Raw genomic sequence first — 18,258 nt, forward strand, 5'->3', positions numbered from 1 at the left:
GATACGAAAACGGGAGCCCGGGGGTACGAGCAAACGCCCGCAACCCCGAAGCTCCCGCATTCAACGCCGCAACCGCGATCAGGCGACCGCAGGCTCGCCTTCGACATGGCCCGACGCGACGTCGAACCGGTCCGCGTTCATCACCTTGACCCACGCATCGACGAAGTCCTTGACGAACTTGTCGCCCGCATCCGCCGAGGCATAGACCTCCGCGACGGTGCGCAGCTGCGAGTTCGCGCCGAACACCAGGTCGGTGCGCGAGGCGGTCCACTTCTGCTCGCCGGTCGCGCGCAGCGTGCCGAGATATTCCTCGTCGCTGTCGTCGCTGATCTGCTTCCATGCGGTCTGCATGTCGAGCAAATGCACGAAGAAGTCGTTGGTCAGCTGACCCTCGCGGTCGGTGAACACGCCATGCTTCCCGGCCTTGGGGTGGTTGGCCCCGAGGACCCGAAGCCCGCCGAGCAGCACCGCCATCTGCGGGCCGCTCAGCCCAAGCAACTGGGCCTTGTCGACCAGCAGTTCCTCGGTCGGAACGCTGAACTTGACCGACAGATAGTTGCGGAAACCGTCCGCCTTGGGCTCGAGTACGTCGAAGCTCTCGGCATCGGTCTGCTCGGCCGACGCATCGGTCCGACCCGGGAGGAACGGCACTTCGATCATCTTGCCGGCCGCCTTCGCCGCCGCCTCGACCCCGACCGAACCGCCAAGCACGATCAGATCCGCGATCGACACCTTCTTCGCACCCTGACCGTCGAAGTCCGCCTTGATGCCCTCATAGATGCCAAGCACCTTGGCAAGCTGCTCGGGCTGGTTGACCTCCCAGTCCTTCTGCGGTGCGAGCCGGATCCGGCCGCCATTCGCACCACCGCGGTGGTCCGACTGGCGATAGGTCGAGGCCGACGCCCAGGCGGTCGTCACCAGCTCGGCCACCGAAAGCCCCGAATTGGCGATCGCCTGCTTGAGGCCACCGACGTCACCCGCGTCGATCTGCGGATAGTCCGCCTTGGGGATCGGGTCCTGCCAGATCAGGTCTTCCGCCGGAACGTCAGGCCCGAGATAGCGGACCTTCGGCCCCATGTCGCGGTGGGTCAGCTTGAACCAGGCACGCGCGAAGGCATCGGCGAACGCCGCCGGGTCCTTCTGGAAACGCTTGCTGATCTCGAGATACGCCGGGTCCTTCTTGAGCGCCATGTCGGCGGTCGTCATCATCGTCGGGACCTTGACGCTCGGCGTGTGCGCCTTGGGGGCGAGCGTTTCCTGGGGGTTGCCGACCGGCTGCCACTGATGCGCGCCCGCCGGGCTCTTCACGAGCTCATACTCGTGGTCGAGCAGCATGTCCCAATAGGTCTGGTCCCAGGTGATCGGCGTCGGGGTCCAGGCCCCTTCGATCCCCGAGGTGATCGTGTCGTCGCCCATGCCGGTGCCATGCGTCGACACCCAGCCCATGCCCTGCGTCGCGATGTCGGCGCCTTCCGGCTCGACGCCGACGAGCGAGGCGTCACCCGCACCGTGCGCCTTGCCGAAGGTATGGCCGCCTGCAGTCAGCGCGACGGTTTCCTCGTCGTTCATGCCCATGCGCGCGAACGTCTCGCGCATGTCGCGCGCCGAGCCCATCGGGTTGGGGCAACCGCCGGGGCCTTCCGGGTTGACGTAGATGAGGCCCATCTGGATCGCGGCGAGCGGGCTCTCGAGCGCACGGCCCTCTTCTTCCTCGATTCGCGTATCGCCGAGCCACTCCTCTTCGGTGCCGAAATAGATGTCCTTCATCGGCTCGAACACGTCCTCGCGCCCGCCACCGAAGCCGAACACGGGTCCGCCCATCGATTCGATCGCGACGTTGCCCGCCATGATGAACAGATCGGCCCAGCTCAGCTGCTTGCCGTACTTGGACTTGATCGGCCACAACAGGCGACGTGCCTTGTCGAGGTTGCCGTTGTCCGGCCAGCTGTTGAGCGGCGCGAACCGCTGCGAACCCGACGACGACCCGCCGCGCCCGTCGCCGGTGCGATAGGTGCCCGCCGAATGCCACGCCATGCGGATGAAGAACGGGCCGTAATGCCCGTAATCGGCCGGCCACCATGGCTGGCTGTCGGTCATCAGCGCGGTCAGGTCGCGCTTTACGGCTGCATAATCGAGCGCGTTGAACGCTTCGGCATAATCGAAGTCGTCGCCCATCGGGTTCGCCGACAGGCCGTTCTGCTGGAGGATTTCGAGGCTGAGCTGGTTCGGCCACCAATCACGGTTGGTGCGGCCGAGCAGCGTGCGCATTGCGGCGGGCTCCTTGCTCGGATCGCTCAGCGGGCTACCTGTGGTAATTGCGTCCATGGGTCTCTCCAATCGACTCTTCTGAATCTGAGACTGCACAATGCCACGATCCACTCAATCGACGAAATGCATTAAACCGAAGAGAGTGATCGGACGGGTGATATTTGCGACGGGGGGCTAAAAGCGGATCGGCACGCCCAGCATCAGCTGGCTGGCCTGATTGTCGACATGCTTGAAATCGATTCGCACGGCGGTGCGGTCGCGGAACCGATATTCCATGCCACCGCCGACGATGAAGCTGCTGCCCCATTGATGGATGTCGGGAATCCCGGGGTTGAAGTCGATCCGATAGCGATTGCCGCCATATCCGCCGGTTGCGTAAAGCAACAGGCGCGGTGTCGCGAGATATCCAGCGCGCAGGCTCAGGCGATAGCCGTAGCGAGGGTGTTCCTCGAAGAAGCGCCTGCTGTCGGGCAAGCGGGCGACCGGTCGCCCGCCACCGATGTTGACCCCGACTTCGCCACCGATGCGGACGTTCTGCGCAACCGCGACGTCATATCCGACGAACGCGCCACCGCTCGGGCCGACCGCGCGATAGTAACGGCTCAATGTCTCGCCCGTGTCGAGGTTGGCTACATCGAAAAAGACATGATCTTCCCGCGCCCCGGCCTCGATGCCGGCGAACGGCCCGGTGTAGGACCGCGCCTGCGCAGAGGCGGACGGTGCGGACAGTATGGCGACGATACCGACGAACGTGACCGCGACGGCTTGGCAGGTCATGGCAATTCCCCCTTTTCGCTACGATAGCGAAACGAAACTTGCCATTTCCAGCTGAACATCAGCTGATCGCCATGGATATCTCGGGTTAACCGTGTTCGGGCTCGGGCTTGGGGGGATGCACCCGCAAACTCAGCACGCGCCGCGTATCCGCCGCGATCACCTCGAGCGTCCAGCCGCTGTCGTGGACGATGCAGGCGCCGACCTTGGGCATATGCCCCGCCAGCACCGCGGCAAGCCCGCCGATCGTGTCGATGTCGCCATCGACCTCGGCCAGCCGTTCGTCGATCGTCTCGCCGACATCCTCGAGCTCGGCGCGCGCATCGACATCCCACGCGCCGCCATCCAGATGCCGCGCACCCTGCCCTCGACCTGCGATCCGCCGCCGCCCGGGGAAACCGAAGCGGGGTCCATTACGCTGCAATTTCAGAACCTTGAGAGCGCAGCGCAATGGACCCCGGACCCTTATGCGGGCAGCAAGCCCTCCCGTGCGATCTTGTCTTTCCACACCAGCGGCGCGAGCTGGTGGACGTTCGCGCCCGAGGAATCGACCGCCACCGTCACCGGGAAATCGACCACCTCGAACTCGTAGATCGCCTCCATCCCGAGATCCTCGAACCCGACGACCTTCGAGCCCTTGATCGCGCGCGCGACGAGATACGCTGCGCCGCCGACCGCCATCAGGTACGCCGATTTGCCCTCGGCGATCGCCTTGGTCGCGTCGGGCCCGCGCTCGGCCTTGCCGACCATCGCGAGCAGGCCCTGCCCCAGCATCATCCGCGTGAACGAATCCATCCGCGTCGCAGTCGTTGGCCCCGCCGGACCGACCACCTCATCCCCCACCGGATCGACCGGGCCGACGTAATAAATGACGCGCCCAGCGAACTCGACCGGCAGCGGCTCGCCCTTGTCGAGCATGTCCTTGATGCGCTTGTGCGCGGCATCGCGTCCGGTGAGCATCTTGCCGTTGAGCAGCAGCCGGTCTCCCTGCTTCCAGCCCTGCACGTCAGCGGGCGTCAGCGTGTCGAGATCGACGCGGATCGCGGCCTGGTCGGGCACCCAGTGGACGTCGGGCCATTCATCGAGCTTGGGCGCCTCGAGATAGGCGGGGCCGGAGCCGTCGAGGACGAAATGCGCGTGGCGGGTCGCGGCGCAATTGGGGATCATCGCGACCGGCTTGCCCGCGGCGTGGCACGGCGCGTCCAGGATCTTGACGTCGAGGATGGTCGACAGCCCGCCCAGCCCCTGCGCGCCGATGCCGAGCGCGTTGACCTTGTCGAAGATCTCGATCCGCAGCGCCTCGATATCGGTCTTCGGGCCACGTGCCTTCAATGGCCCCATGTCGATCGGCTCCATCAGCGCCTGCTTGGCGAGCAGCATGCAATGCTCCGCGGTCCCGCCGATGCCGATCCCGAGCATCCCCGGCGGGCACCAGCCCGCGCCCATCTGCGGCAGCATCTCGAGCATCCAGTCGACGATCGAATCGCTCGGGTTCATCATCTTGAACTTGGACTTGTTCTCGCTCCCGCCGCCCTTCGCCGCGACGTCGACCGAGACGCGCGATCCCGGCACCAGCTCGACGTGGAGCACCGACGGCGTGTTGTCCTTGGTGTTGCGCCGCGTGAAGGCGGGGTCCGCGAGGATCGACGCGCGCAGCTTGTTCTCGGGGTTGAGATACGCCAGCCGCACGCCTTCGTCGACGACCTGCTGGAGCGAGCGGCTGGTGTCGTCGAGCCGGCAGTCCATTCCCCATTTGATGAAGACGTTGACGATTCCCGTATCCTGACAGATCGGGCGATGCCCCTCCGCGCACATCCGCGAATTGGTCAGGATCTGCGCGATCGCGTCCTTGGCGGCGGGGCCCTGCTCGGCCTCATAGGCCGCGCCGAGTGCGCGGATATAATCCATCGGGTGATAGAAACTGATGAATTGCAGCGCGTCGGCGACGCTTTCGATCAGGTCGGCTTCGCGGATCATCGTGGTCATAAGCGCTTTCCGTTCTGGCGTTTGCCCTGCCTTATGCGCCCCGCGCAGCGCCGCCAAGCCATCCGCCCGCGATAAACGCGCGCGCGCAGCACCGCGTTAACCACCTCCCGCAAGGCTCTGTGCAAGGATGCTGCGGTAGGATCGCGGCGATGCGTATCCGTGTAACCCCCTTTCGTGCGCTCCGCGTCGCGTTTGCCGCGCTGTGGACCGACCTTTCCCCCAGTGCGACCGAATCCGAGGGGCATCGCAACACCTTGCGCCGACAATTGCGCCAGCTTGCGCAAAGCTGGCCGTTCGCGCTGCTGGTCGCGCTGGCGGCGCCGCTGCAGGTCGCGTGGACCGGCTGGCAGCAGGCGCGGCCGGGGGTGATGCTCGTCGCGCTGGCCTGCGCGGCGGTGCTGGCGCTGTTCGGCACGCTGCTGCTGCTGGCGATCCGGCGCGGCATCACGCGGCGCTGGTCGCTGCACGGCAAGGTCCGCACCGCCATGGCGCTCGGCGCGGTCGGCGGGGCGGCGTTGCTCCTCCTTGTGTTCGCGACCGTTCAGCTCAGTCCCGGTCCGGCGCGGCTCGCCGGTTTCGTCACCGCGTTCGGCGCGATGATCGTCCTGGTGATCGCGCTGTATCCGGTCCGCGCGGCGACGCTCGGGTTCGGCGCGGGGCTGCTGGTGACGCTGGGGGCGCAGGACGGGATCGGGATCGGGTTCGGGATCGGCACGGTGCTACTGCTCGCGCTGACGAGCTCGACCTACCGGCTTGCGCTGTTCGAGCGCAGCGCGGTCGCGCAGCGCGATCTCGACCATGCGCAGGGGCGGATGGCGACTCGCCTCGTCGCCGAATTCGAGACGCATTCGAGCGGCTGGTTCTGGCAGACCAACAGCGAGGGCGAAGTCACCTATCTGACCGACAAGGTCGCGCGCGAGCTCGACACGCCCGATGCCCCCGCGATCGGCGCGCCGCTCTCCCGGCTGTTCCGGATGGACAGCGCGCTCCCCGAGACCGAGCGCACGATCGCGTTCCACCTCTCGTCGCGCACCGCCTTTTCCAACTATTCGGTCCGCCCCGCGAGCCGCGCCAAGCTCGAGCGCTGGTGGTCGATGTCGGGCCGCCCGATCTTCGACGAGGACGGCATCTTCATCGGCTTCGTCGGCAGCGGCAGCGACCTGACCGAACGCCGCCGCGCGGATGCCGAGATCACCCGGCTCGCGCTGTTCGACGGGCTGACCGGGCTCGCCAACCGCCAGCGGCTCCGCCTCGCGCTCGACCAGATGCTCGCGCAGCCCGCATCGCCCCAGCGGATGACCAGCCTGTTCCTGCTCGATCTCGACCGGTTCAAGGCGGTCAACGACACGCTCGGGCACCAGATGGGCGATGCCTTGCTCAAGCAGGTCGCGCAGCGGCTGCAACGCGGGATCGGCGAGGCGGGGCTGGTCGGGCGGCTCGGCGGCGACGAGTTCCAGGTGATCATGCCCGGCCAGGCCGATCGCGAGAAGCTCGCCGAGCTTGCGCGCCGCGTGATCTTCGACTTGTCGCAGCCCTATTCGATCGAAGGCTCGGCGATCAGCATCGGCTGCTCGATCGGCATCGCGATCGCGCCGCAGGACGGCGGCGATTCGGAAACGCTGATCCGCAACGCCGATCTCGCGCTGTACGCGGCCAAGGGCGACGGGCGCGGGATCCACCGCTTCTTCCGCGACGAACTGCTGGTCGGCGCGCAAAGCCGCAAGCAGCTCGAGGACGATCTGCGCCAGGCGCTGGTCGGCAACCAATTCTATCTCGCCTATCAGCCGGTGGTCGATACCCGCTCCGAACGGATCGTCGGGTACGAAGCTCTGCTGCGCTGGGCGCATCCGACGCGCGGGCTGGTCAGCCCCGCCGAATTCGTCCCCGTGGCGGAGGATTGCGGGCTGATCGAGACGATCGGCGAATGGGTGCTGCGGACCGCCTGTACCGAGGCGGCGGGCTGGCCGGGGGATGTCCGCGTCGCGGTCAACGTCTCGCCGATTCAGTTCGCCAATCCGGTGCTCCCCTCGCTCGTCACGTCCGCGCTCGCAAAATCGGGGATCGCGCCGCACCGGCTCGAGCTCGAGATCACCGAAGGGGTGTTCCTCGACGAATCCGCCGCATCGGAACAGATGTTCAAGACGCTGAAGGGCTGCGGCGTGCGGCTTGCGCTCGACGATTTCGGGACGGGCTATTCCTCGCTCGGCTATCTCAAGAAAGCGCCGTTCGACAAGATCAAGATCGACCAGAGCTTCGTCAAGGGCGCGACGATCCCGGGCAACCGCAACGCCGCGATCATCCGCGCGATCGTCTCGCTCGCGGACGCGCTCGGGATGGAGACGACCGCCGAGGGGGTCGAGAATCGTGACGAGATCACGCTCATCCGCGATCTGGGGTGCAGCCACATCCAGGGCTTCGTCTATGGCAAGCCCGCGCGCGCGGCGGACGTCTTGCAGCAGCTCACGATCGGCGGGGGGATGGCGACCGCAACCGGCTATCAGATCACGCGCAACCCGCGCACCGCAATGCTGCGCAGCGCGCGGATCGAGGCAGGAGCGGTGTCGGGCGAAGTGCGGATCCGCAACATCTCGTCGACCGGCGCGATGATCGAGGGGATCGAGGTCGACGACGGCACGACCGATCTCGACGTGCTGATCGAGCTGCTCGAGGACCAGATGTTCCCCGCCAAGCTGCGCTGGGCGGCGGATGGCCGCGCGGGGCTCGAATTCGCCGAGACCTTCAACCTCGAACGTCTCGCCGCGCCGAGCGTCCCGCAGGCCGCACGCAAGGCGGGATAAGACTGGGTAAGGCTTAGCAGGACCGAGCGGGTATGACGGGTTCTGGCAGGCGATTTCCCCCTTTCCGTCATTCCCGCGGACGCGAGACCTCTGCGAGAACGTCCGTCATCCTGAACTTGTTTCAGGATCCAGCCCTCCACGAGTCCGGACTATGCCTGTTGCGACGTGGATGCTGAAACAAGTTCAGCATGACGGCAGCTTTTGGGCGAGGGATGACGATCAAACGTCCGATTGCCTTTATGCGGAGGTCGCACTTCCACGAGCATGACGGAAAGGTTTGCCAAGGCCGGAAACACGGGCCGCGCGACGACATCGCGCGGCCCGGTCGTTTACTTGCTTGCGGTCGTCGGCGTGGCAACGGGTGCAGCCGGTGCCACAGCGGGCGTCGCCCCCGTGGCTGCGCCGGGCGCAGCGACCGGCGGCGGCGGCGGGGCGGCATCCTGGGCACCGGGGCCATCGGGACCGTCCGGTCCACCCGGGCCGCCGGGACCATCAGGCCCCCCGCGCCCGTGCGGGCCACGCGGGCCGCCCGGGCCACCGGGGCCACCGGGTCCACCGCGCGGCGGCATCGGGCGGAGCGCGGTCACCTTGCCATCCGCGCCGACGAGGAACGAGGCGTGGAGCATGCCATGCCCGAAGCGTCCCTGGACGCTGACGGTCTGCCCTGCGCTGACGAGGCCGGTGCCATCGACCGGCCGTCCGCCCGCGACCAGCGTCCGCCCGCTGCCATCGGCGAGGATGAACATCGGACCATAGGTCTCGGCGACCTTGCCGCGCACCGTGACGATGCTTCCGGTGTCGCTGAGGCTGCGGATCGCGACCGGCTTGATCGGTGCCATCTCGACCGACGGCGCGGTCATCTGCGCGACGGTCGCGCCGCCGCCGACCCCGACCGCAAGCAAGGCGGCGCCGATCAGCGCGCCGCGGGTCGAGATCTTGCGGCGCTGGGTGATGTGGGTTTCTTCGGTCATCGGTATGCTCCTTCGGTTGGTATGCAGCCTTCTACCGAGTCGTGCCCCCGGCCCGCTGAACCTTGTCGTTCAGATTGGGTTTAGCGCGGGGAGATAGCCGCAATGTTGCTGCGGCGACCCGTCCTGCCTGCTCGAACGAAAGATCTGCACCCATGCGCATCCTGCTGGTCGAGGACGACACCGCACTCGCCGAGGCGACCGCGAAGGCGCTCCGCGCGGAGCATTTCGCGGTCGACGTCGCCGCGAATGGCGAGGATGGCGCGCATCTCGGCGATACCGAAAGCTATGACGCGGCGGTGCTCGACCTCGGGTTGCCGCGCAAATCGGGGATTACGGTGCTCGAGGAATGGCGCGCGGCGGGGCGCATGCTCCCGGTGCTGATCCTCACCGCGCGCGATGGCTGGTCGGAAAAGGTCGCCGGGTTCCGCGCGGGCGCGGACGATTATCTCGTCAAGCCGTTCCGGATCGAGGAGCTGGTGATGCGGCTCCGCGCGCTGGTGCGGCGCTCGGCGGGGCATGCCTCGGCGCGGATCGTGTGCGGGCCGATCACCTTCGACGCGCAGACCGGGCAGGTCGAGCGCGACGGCCTCCCGCTGCGGCTGACCGCGCTCGAATGGCGCGTGCTGTCGACACTGATGCTTCGTAAAGGCGTGGTGGTCGAGCGGCTCGACCTGATGGAGCATGTCTACGAAGGCGATGCAGACCCCGATTCGAACTCGCTCGAGGTGATCGTCGGGCGGCTGCGCAAAAAGATCGGCTCGGACCTGATCGAGACGGTGCGCGGGCGCGGCTATCGGATCGTCGCGGCGTGAACGTTGGCGCGCCTCCTTCCACACCCCGCCGTCATGCTGAACTTGTTTCAGCATCCACCGTGCAACACCCCCCGACAGCCATCGCCGCGCGGTGGACCCTGAAACGAGTTCAGGGTGACGCCGGCTGTGGTGGGGCCGCGCGTCCTTCCTCCCCCCGCCGTCATGCTGAACTTGTTTCAGCATCCACCGCGCAAAACCCCCGGACAGCCAGCGCCGCGCGGTGGACCCTAAAACAAGTTCAGGGTGACGCCGGCTGTGGTGGAAACACCCGCACCCCACCCCCTCGCCGCCGTCATGCTGAACTCGCTTCAGCATCCACCGTGCAACACCTCCGGACAGCCAGCGCCGCGCGGTGGACCCTGGATCAAGTTCAGGGTGACGCCGGGCGTGGTGAAAACGCCGCCCCCCTTCCCCACTTCCGTCATGCTGAACTTGTTTCAGCATCCACCGTGCAACACCCCCGGACAGCCAGCGCCGCGCGGTGGACCCTGAAACGCGTTCAGGGTGACGGCAGCAGGTGCGCCGCATGACGCTCCTCCCGCGCTCGCTTTACGGTCGCCTGCTCGTCACCGCGCTCGTCGCCACGCTCGCCGCGCTCGCGTTTGCGGCGCTGACGATCGGCGCGGTGCTCGACCGGTTCGTGATGCACGGGCTCGACGAACGGCTCGACGCGCAGATCGCGATCCTCGCGCAGGCGGTCCGCCCCGATGGCCGGATCGACCGCACCCGGCTGATCCTCGCCGCGCCCTATGATGATCCCGCGAACGGCTGGGGCTGGCGGATCGACGCCGCGGGCCGGACGGTCGCCTCCCCCGCGCCGCCCGATCTCGATGCGATGCGCCCGCCCCGCGACGGCCCCCCGCCGCCGTTCGCCGGGCGCGATCCCGCGCAACCGGGCGCGCTCGACTGGCGCGACCGCCACGGCCAGCTCCACGCGCGCAGCCTGACGCTCGCCACCCCCGCGGGGCAGGTCCGCATCACCGCGTCTGCCCCGCGCGCGATCGTCGACCGGCCGCTCCGCGCGGCGATGGCGCCGCTGCTCGGCTCGCTCGCGCTGCTGGGCCTTGCGCTCGGCGCGGCGACGCTGGTGCAGTTGCGCGTCGGGCTCGCCCCGCTCAAGCGGATGCGCGAGGGTCTTGCGGCGGTGCGCAGCGGACAGGCGACCGCGATTCCCGCCGACCAGCCGCGCGAACTCGCCCCGCTCGCCAGCGAAATCAACGCGCTGCTGGAGGAGAACGCCGCCGCACTCGCCAACGCGCGCGGGCATGTCGCCAATCTCGCGCATGGGCTCAAGACCCCGCTCGCGACGCTCGCGCTGACGGTCCGCCCGCTCGACCCGGACGGCACGCTCGGCGCACAGATCGCACGGATCGACCAGGCGGTACGGCACCACCTCGGTCGCGCGCGCGCCGCGACGCCGGGAATCGCCTCCCGCGTCGCGACCCCGCTCGCGTCGACCGTCGCCGGGCTGGTCGACGCGCTGTCGCGAATCCATGCCGAGCGGCGAATCACCGCCGCTGTCGCGATCGATCCCGCGCTGGCGGTTGCGGTCGACCCGCAGGATCTCGATGAACTGATCGGCAATCTGCTCGACAATGCGTGGCGCTGGGCCTCCCGCCGAATCGCGGTGGAGGCGCGCGCCGACGGCAGCCGGTTCCTCGTGCTGACGATCGCGGATGACGGCCCCGGCATCCCCGAAGCAACCCGCGCCGCCGCGCTTGCCGCGGGGCAGCGGCTCGACGAACGCGGCGATGGTCACGGCTTCGGCCTGTCGATCGCGACCGAGCTCGCGACTCTTTACGGCGGCACGCTGCTGCTCGATACGGCTGCGCTTGGGGGCCTGGCCGTCCATGTCACGTTGCCGCTCGGCTTGGGCGGGTCGGCGTGAAATAAATGTCATGTTCCCGGTTCGGTCCCTTGCCTTTCCGCAACGCCAGCTTTGACCACGCGTCGCCGCGCATGCCCGGTTTCGCGACACCGCGAGCAGGCGGAAAATAGCGACGAACCGAGTCCCCGAACTGTCATTTATCATATTGCGTGATGGACGCGATGGGCACAATCTGTAGGGGTCAGGTTCGGGGGCGAACCCAAGAACTGGTAGAGCGAAGCGGGCGACCCCATATCGGGACAGCACCCGGGCCGGATGCGCGAGCGCGATGATGGTCACTTTTCGTTCTCGCCGGAAGCCCCTGAAATGCTAGCATGGGGGCTCGTCCCCCGAGTCGAACGAAGATCGAACGGATCGGGAACGCGTGGCGTGTCCGATCCTGTAGCTTTGAGACGGAAACAGGGGCGGGACAATGGATTTTCGGGATACCGAGGAAGTGAAGGCGGATATGGCAAGCGATATGATCGAGGCGCTCGCGGCGAGCGTCCAGGCTCCCCAGGACACCGCCCAGGAAAGCGGGCGCAACGGCGCGGATCGCAAGCTCGCGGCGCGTGGCGATTCGAAGGAAGTCCACGTCCAGCTGTATCCGGTCGAGGTCGATCACTCGCGTGACGCGCTGCTGACCGATTTCGGCAAGGAAACGCTGCGCGACCGCTACCTGCTTCCGGGCGAGACGTTCCAGGACCTGTTCGTCCGCGTCGCCTCGGCCTATGCCGATGACGAAGCGCATGCGCAGCGGCTCTACGGCTATATCTCGCGCCTGTGGTTCATGCCCGCGACCCCCGTTCTGTCGAACGGCGGCACCGGGCGCGGCCTGCCGATATCGTGCTTCCTCAATTCGGTCCCCGACAGCCTCGGCGGGATCGTCGACACGTGGAACGAGAACGTCTGGCTCGCTTCGCGCGGCGGCGGGATCGGCACCTACTGGGGCAACGTCCGCGGGATCGGCGAGCCGGTCGGCCTCAACGGCAAGACTTCGGGGATCATCCCGTTCGTCCGCGTGATGGATTCGCTCACGCTCGCGATCAGCCAGGGCTCGCTCCGCCGTGGCTCGGCCGCCTGCTATCTCGACGTGTCGCACCCCGAGATCGAAGAATTCCTCGAAATCCGCAAACCCTCGGGCGATTTCAACCGCAAGGCGCTCAACCTCCACCACGGCGTGCTGATCACCGACGCGTTCATGGAAGCGGTCCGCGAGGGCAGCGAGTGGACGCTGGTCAGCCCGAAGGACGGCTCGGCGCGCGCGACAGTCGATGCGCGCTCGCTGTTCCAGAAGCTGGTCGAGACGCGGCTTGCCACCGGCGAGCCGTACATCGTCTTCGCGGATCACGTGAACAAGGGCATGCCCCGCCATCACCGCGAGCTCGGGCTCAAGGTATCGACGTCCAACCTGTGCAGCGAGATCACGCTGCCGACCGGCACCGACCATCTCGGCAATGAGCGCACCGCGGTCTGCTGCCTGTCGTCGCTAAACCTCGAGACGTGGGACCAGTGGAAGGACGAGAAGGGCTTCATCGAGGACGTCATGCGGTTCCTCGACAACGTCCTGCAGGACTTCATCGACCGCGCCGAACCCGGCATGGAGCGCGCCGCCTATTCGGCGATGCGCGAGCGCTCGGTCGGCCTGGGCGTGATGGGCTATCACTCGTTCCTCCAGGCGCGCGGTCTGGCGTTCGAGGGCGCGATGGCGAAGTCGTGGAACCTCCGCATGTTCAAGCACATCAAGGCGCAGGTCGACGAAGCGTCGATGCACCTCGCGGTCGAGCGCGGGCCCTGCCCCGACGCGGCCGACCGCGGCGTGATGGAGCGGTTCAGCTGCAAGATGGCGATCGCGCCGACCGCGTCGATCAGCATCATCTGCGGCGGCACCTCGGCGTGCATCGAGCCGATCCCGGCGAACATCTACACGCACAAGACGCTCAGCGGCTCGTTCTCGATCAAGAATCCGTATCTGGAAAAGCTGCTGATCGCCAAGTCGAAGAATTCGGACGCGATCTGGAACTCGATCCTCGAGCAGGGCGGGTCGGTCCAGCATCTCGACTTCCTCGACGTCGAGGAAAAGGACTGTTTCAAGACCAGCTTCGAGATCGACCAGCGCTGGCTGCTCGAGCTCCAGGCGGACCGCACCCCCTATATCGACCAGTCGACCTCGCTCAACCTGTTCATCCCGGCTGACGTCGAGAAGTGGGACCTGCTGATGCTCCACTTCCGCGCGTGGGAACTGGGGATCAAGTCGCTCTACTACCTCCGCTCCAAGTCGGTGCAGCGCGCCGGTTTCGCGGGCGGTGTCGAGAACGACAACACGATCGAGAAGCCGCAATACGAGTTCGAGACGACCGATTACGACGAGTGTCTCGCCTGCCAGTAGAGGCACTTTGCGGGGCATCGGCATAATCTTGAGCGCGGAGGATGGCCGCGCCGGATCAACCGATTTTACGCACCGTCCGACGGCGACCCCGGCGTCGGCGGTCCAAGATAGGTAACAGTCACGATGCTCGACCCTCAGATCAAGACGACGCATGACAGGTGGCGCAGCCGCTTGTCATGCGTTACTGATTCGGAGCGGTTGTGCCTCTCGGGGTTGCGTGCTTCCGGTTCAGCGTTTCGTCCGTCCGCCGGCTTTGCGCGCCATGCGTCGCGCCGCAGAGCGGACAGACGTTTTGAATCGCACTGTACCAGCATTCCGATGCCGGGTTTGCACAGACGAGCGTATCCTGTTGTCCACAAGACACCAACCATGCGCGCGTCGCCCGCTCCGGTCTTGACGGTCGTCGCGCCGCCAGAGCCGAGGGGCGAAGCGATGACCAATGCGACTGCCTATCACGGGTATGAAGTGTGGAAGGGTTGGAACTCGACCGATTTCATGGCCGTCACGCCAAGCGACCGCGCCTATTTCGATCTCGAGATGCGGGGCATCCCGGTTGCGGGGGAGGATCTGCTGGAAATCGGTTTCGGCAACGGCCGGTTCCTGGGCTGGTCAGCGGCACGAGGTGCCCGTCTTTACGGCACCGAAATGTCCGAGCAGGGCAAGGCGCTTGCTGCCGCCCGCAATGTCACCGTGTTGCCAACCGATCTGTCGCAGTCTGTAGACCGTCACCGCGATCGTTTCGGGGTGATCGCCGCGTTCGATGTTCTCGAACATTTGTCGCTCGACGAAATCCGACGAATGCTCGACCAGATCTCTGCGATGTTGCGTCCCGGTGGCCATTGCATCGCGCGATTTCCCAACGGTCAAAGCATTTTGTCGGGATTGTATCAGTCTGGGGACTACACGCATGTCTCGACCCTGTCCGCGTCGATCATGACGCAACTGGTCAGCGGTAGCGTCCTCGAAATCGTGCGCGCCGAGAGCAGTGCATACCCCGATCACGGCCTTGCCCGAAAGGCCCGTGGTGTCGTTCGTACTGGTTTCGAGGCCTTCCTGTGCCGGCTCTACGGGTTCCGTGCCCCGCTTGGGCCCAATGTCACCGTTGTCCTGCGCAAGACGGCGGGCGCCGCATGAGCGACGCCCGCCAGTCCCTCACGCGCGGTGCCGGTGGCACCGCTGCGACGGGATTACTTCTCTTCTTCGAACGTCACGGCCACATCGGCGTTGGCGCTGAGGCGGACCTTGCCGTCCTCGACATCGGCAACGAGGCCGAGCGAGATGAAGTGGTGATGCCCTTCGTGGCTGCCGGTGCCCTCGTTGACCTGCGCGCCGGAATCCTTCTTGGTAAGCTTGATGCGGCCGCCCTCGACGTGGTCGACGGTGCCGACATGGACGCCGTCTGCGCCGATGACTTCGGCATGTTCCTGAATCTGCGATGCGTCGACCATGGTGGTAGCTCCTTCGTTACGGTTGCGGACTCCCAACGCACGCCCGTCCAAATCGATGCAAGGAATGCGGCATGACCGGCCCCACCCTCCGCGGGCTGGCGGTGCTGCCGGGCGTGCTCGCGCTGGCCGGGTGCGCGCACCAGGTCGCGAGCGCGGTCGCGCCGGCCGCGCCGGGCTTCGTGCTGGGCGTGTGGCACGGCTTCATCTTCCCGGTCGCCTGGGTCCTGTCGCTGCTGGTGCCCGACATCGCGGTCTATGCGGTGCCGAACAATGGCGGCTGGTACGATTTCGGCTATTTCCTCGGGATCGTCTTCCTGGGCGTCGGCGCGAACCGGACCCGCACCGTCTACGTCACGCGCGTGGTACGGCGATGACGCCGGGGATCGCGATCATGTATGCGGTGGCGGCAGTGTTCACGCTGATCGGCGCGGGCCTGTTGCTCGCGCTCGTCCGCCCGGGGAGCGAGGGGCGCGTCTATGCGTTCCGGATGGTCGGGATCATGGCGCTGTCGCTCGGTGTGGTGCTGATCATGTCCGCAAGTGCGATGTGGCATTGGAGCGTGAGCGCATGACTGATACGATTGCCACCCGGAACATGGCGCACGCCGCGCCGCTTCCGCTTGCCAATCCCGAGCAGCGCAAGATTGCGGCCTATCCGCTGTTCGACTGGCTGCGGTTCGTCCTGGCCTCCGTGGTCGTCCTGGTCCATGCCGGGGCGCGTTTCCCCGCGCCGCTCGACGGCAACCTTGCGGTCTGCGTGTTCCTGGCGCTGAGCGGCTGGTTGATCGGCGGCATCCTGCTGGAGACGCAACGCGCGGAATTACCGCGCTTCTTCTACAATCGCGCGACGCGGATCTGGTGCCCGTATTTCGCGACGGTCATCCTGCTCTACGGGCTCGCTGCGGCAGTCCACGGCGTCGACGCCAACTGGTTCAAATATCTTTTCTACGACGCGTCCTTCACCCATTACACCTGGACCGTATTCCCGCGCGCCTCGGGGGAGATGCCGCTGCTGGGCACCGGAAATCATTTCTGGAGCATCTCGGTCGAGGAGCAGTTCTACCTCTTCGCGCCGTTGCTGATGCTGTTCCTGGCGTGGGGGAAGCGGCTGTGGGTGTGGCTGGTGGTCGCCGCGTTGCTGCTTTTGAAAGGATCGCAATTCACCCCGATCGCGCTTGGCGTCGTGGCGGCGATCGTCCATCGCGATCATGGGACCAATGCCGCCGGCGTGGTGTGGAACGCGCGCTATCGCGGCCCGGCGATCGCGGCGGTTGTCGCCGTCGCGTTGTTCGTCGCGGCAGCCTATTGGCCGATCCCGCAGGTGCGCGCGTTGCTGGCGGTTGCGGTGGTCCTTGCCGCGGCGATCCCGGGGACGCGCGGGGCGGTCGGCGTGTTCGTCGGCGCGATATCCTATCCGCTGTATCTCAACCACTGGATCGGCGGGTTCGCGGTGCATTCCGTGGCGCGCCGTCTCGGCTACGGTCCCTCGGTCGTGCAGGAGGCGCTGTCCTATCTGCTGGCGATCCCGGTCGCGATCGTTGCGTGGTACCTGATCGATCGCCAGGTGATGGCGCACCGCAACGCCTGGTACACGCCGCAGCGTGGCCGCGCGCTCGGCATCACCGCCTACGTGTTGCTCGCGATCGGGCTGGTTGGCGGCCTGTTGATCCGGCGGGCGGGCGGATGATCGCCTGCCCTCTCCTTCTTTCCTATCTTTCCTGAAAAGCGTCCTGGAGTAACCCCATGTCCCTCACCGAAGCCCGCAAGCAGTACAAGCCGTTCGAATACCCTTGGGCATTCGATTTCTGGAAGCGCCAGCAGCAGATCCACTGGATGCCCGAGGAAGTGCCCTTGGGCGAGGATTGCCGCGATTGGGCGCAGAAGCTCAGCGACCACGAGCGCAACCTGCTCACGCAGATCTTCCGCTTCTTCACCCAGGCGGACGTCGAGGTGCAGGATTGCTATCACGAGAAATACGGCCGCATCTTCAAGCCGACCGAGATCAAGATGATGCTGGCGGCGTTCAGCAATATGGAGACGGTCCACATCGCCGCCTACAGCCATCTGCTCGACACGATCGGCATGCCCGAGAGCGAGTATGGCGCCTTCCTCGAATATAGCGAGATGAAGGACAAGCACGACTATCTGCAGACGTTCGGCGTCGACAGCGACGAGGACATCGCCAAGACGCTTGCGATGTTCGGCGGCTTCACCGAGGGGCTGCAGCTGTTCGCGTCGTTCGCGATGCTGATGAACTTCCCGCGCTTCAACAAGATGAAGGGCATGGGGCAGATCGTCACCTGGTCGATCCGCGACGAATCGCTGCATTGCGAGGGGATCATCAAGCTGTTCCACGCCTTCTGCGCGGAACGCGACTGCATGACCAAGTCGGTCCGCGACGACATTGCCGACATGTGCCAGCACACCGTCCGGCTCGAGGACAATTTCATCGACCTCGCGTTCGAGATGGGCCCGGTCAACGGCATGACGCCCAAGGAAATCAAGAAATACATCCGCTACATCGCCGACTGGCGGCTGGGGCAGCTCGGCATGAAGCCGATCTACATGATCGACGAACACCCGCTGCCGTGGCTCGCGCCGATGCTCAACGGCGTCGAGCACGCCAACTTCTTCGAACAGCGCGCGACGGAATATTCGAAGGCAGCGACGCGCGGCAACTGGAACGAAGTGTGGGACGGGTTCGACAAGCGCCAGAAGGCGAAGGCCGGGCCGGTCGAGCTGTTCTCGGCGAACGAGGATTCGGACGCGGGGGACATGTTCTCGCGGGCTGGGGTGGCGGCTGAGTGAGTCGCGCCGGGCGCGGGATTAGCGCAAGCTAATCCCCGCCTCGAGGCGCGACCGGCCGGCGGCGCTCCAGCGCCGACCGACGGCGCGGGCTTTGCCCGCGACGCCCCTTTTTATCTTGGCTGATGCATTCATGGAAAT

General features: G+C 66.4%; 14 protein-coding genes and 1 pseudogene. 9 read left to right on the forward strand and 6 right to left on the reverse strand.

The genetic code is table 11. The annotated features are described in order from the left end of the window. Nucleotides 1-78: 78 nt before the first annotated feature. The 4 genes and pseudogenes from katG to RI03_RS16710 all read right to left on the reverse strand — a co-directional run bounded on the left by katG (nt 79) and on the right by RI03_RS16710 (nt 5,028). Complete coding sequence (gene katG / locus RI03_RS16695) at nt 79-2,325, reverse strand: catalase/peroxidase HPI (protein ID WP_010218732.1); 2,247 nt, start codon at nt 2,323-2,325, stop codon at nt 79-81. Nucleotides 2,326-2,442: 117 nt separating this feature from the next. Beyond that, the gene (locus RI03_RS16700) at nt 2,443-3,045 is read right to left on the reverse strand and encodes an outer membrane protein (protein ID WP_010218734.1); all 603 of its coding nucleotides are present in this window, start codon (nt 3,043-3,045) and stop codon (nt 2,443-2,445) included. A gap of 85 nt (nt 3,046-3,130) precedes the next feature. Next, nucleotides 3,131-3,391 (reverse strand): annotated as a pseudogene (locus tag RI03_RS16705) (transporter associated domain-containing protein); the annotation flags it as partial. A gap of 116 nt (nt 3,392-3,507) precedes the next feature. Next, nucleotides 3,508-5,028: a fumarate hydratase gene (locus RI03_RS16710; RefSeq protein ID WP_010218736.1), complete on the reverse strand. Its 1,521-nt coding sequence runs from the start codon at nt 5,026-5,028 to the stop codon at nt 3,508-3,510. Nucleotides 5,029-5,177: 149 nt separating this feature from the next. On the opposite strand from RI03_RS16710, the gene RI03_RS16715 reads away from it, so the two are divergent. Beyond that, nucleotides 5,178-7,826, forward strand: a complete 2,649-nt coding sequence (locus RI03_RS16715; protein WP_010218738.1) for a putative bifunctional diguanylate cyclase/phosphodiesterase — start codon at nt 5,178-5,180, stop codon at nt 7,824-7,826. A 329-nt stretch (nt 7,827-8,155) separates the two neighbouring features. On the opposite strand, the gene RI03_RS24135 is transcribed toward RI03_RS16715, so the two are convergent. After that, a complete protein-coding gene (locus RI03_RS24135; protein ID WP_010218739.1) occupies nt 8,156-8,797 on the reverse strand; it encodes a hypothetical protein in 642 nt (213 codons plus the stop codon). Nucleotides 8,798-8,949: 152 nt separating this feature from the next. On the opposite strand from RI03_RS24135, the gene RI03_RS16725 reads away from it, so the two are divergent. The 4 genes from RI03_RS16725 to RI03_RS16740 all read left to right on the forward strand — a co-directional run bounded on the left by RI03_RS16725 (nt 8,950) and on the right by RI03_RS16740 (nt 14,999). Further along, nucleotides 8,950-9,609, forward strand: coding sequence for a response regulator (locus tag RI03_RS16725; protein ID WP_010218740.1), 660 nt, complete (start codon nt 8,950-8,952; stop codon nt 9,607-9,609). A gap of 526 nt (nt 9,610-10,135) precedes the next feature. Next, nucleotides 10,136-11,497: a sensor histidine kinase gene (locus RI03_RS16730; protein ID WP_010218741.1), complete on the forward strand. Its 1,362-nt coding sequence runs from the start codon at nt 10,136-10,138 to the stop codon at nt 11,495-11,497. 412 nt (nt 11,498-11,909) lie between these two features. Next, complete coding sequence (locus RI03_RS16735; protein WP_010218742.1) at nt 11,910-13,865, forward strand: ribonucleoside-diphosphate reductase subunit alpha; 1,956 nt, start codon at nt 11,910-11,912, stop codon at nt 13,863-13,865. Nucleotides 13,866-13,988: 123 nt separating this feature from the next. Beyond that, nucleotides 13,989-14,999, forward strand: coding sequence for a class I SAM-dependent methyltransferase (locus tag RI03_RS16740; protein ID WP_238542421.1), 1,011 nt, complete (start codon nt 13,989-13,991; stop codon nt 14,997-14,999). 53 nt (nt 15,000-15,052) lie between these two features. On the opposite strand, the gene RI03_RS16745 is transcribed toward RI03_RS16740, so the two are convergent. Further along, nucleotides 15,053-15,313: a DUF2171 domain-containing protein gene (locus tag RI03_RS16745; protein ID WP_010162063.1), complete on the reverse strand. Its 261-nt coding sequence runs from the start codon at nt 15,311-15,313 to the stop codon at nt 15,053-15,055. A gap of 71 nt (nt 15,314-15,384) precedes the next feature. Here RI03_RS16745 and RI03_RS16750 point away from each other — a divergent pair, with 71 nt between their 5' ends. Genes RI03_RS16750 through RI03_RS16765 form a run of 4 tightly spaced genes read left to right on the forward strand, consistent with a single transcriptional unit; the run spans nt 15,385 to nt 18,120 of the window. Next, entirely contained in the window at nt 15,385-15,687 is a 303-nt protein-coding gene (locus RI03_RS16750) for a hypothetical protein (protein ID WP_010218744.1), read from the forward strand. Beyond that, the gene (locus RI03_RS16755) at nt 15,684-15,884 is read left to right on the forward strand and encodes a hypothetical protein (RefSeq protein WP_010162061.1); all 201 of its coding nucleotides are present in this window, start codon (nt 15,684-15,686) and stop codon (nt 15,882-15,884) included. The genes RI03_RS16750 and RI03_RS16755 overlap by 4 nt, the downstream gene beginning before the upstream one ends. Continuing rightward, on the forward strand, nt 15,881-16,999 hold the full coding sequence (locus tag RI03_RS16760) for an acyltransferase family protein (RefSeq protein WP_010218745.1): 1,119 nt from the start codon (nt 15,881-15,883) through the stop codon (nt 16,997-16,999). Before RI03_RS16755 ends, RI03_RS16760 begins: the two co-directional genes overlap by 4 nt. A gap of 56 nt (nt 17,000-17,055) precedes the next feature. Further along, on the forward strand, nt 17,056-18,120 hold the full coding sequence (locus RI03_RS16765) for a ribonucleotide-diphosphate reductase subunit beta (protein WP_010218746.1): 1,065 nt from the start codon (nt 17,056-17,058) through the stop codon (nt 18,118-18,120). Nucleotides 18,121-18,258 lie beyond the last annotated feature (138 nt).

The organism is Sphingomonas sp. PAMC 26621, from assembly GCF_000251145.1.
Lineage (GTDB): Bacteria > Pseudomonadota > Alphaproteobacteria > Sphingomonadales > Sphingomonadaceae > Sphingomonas.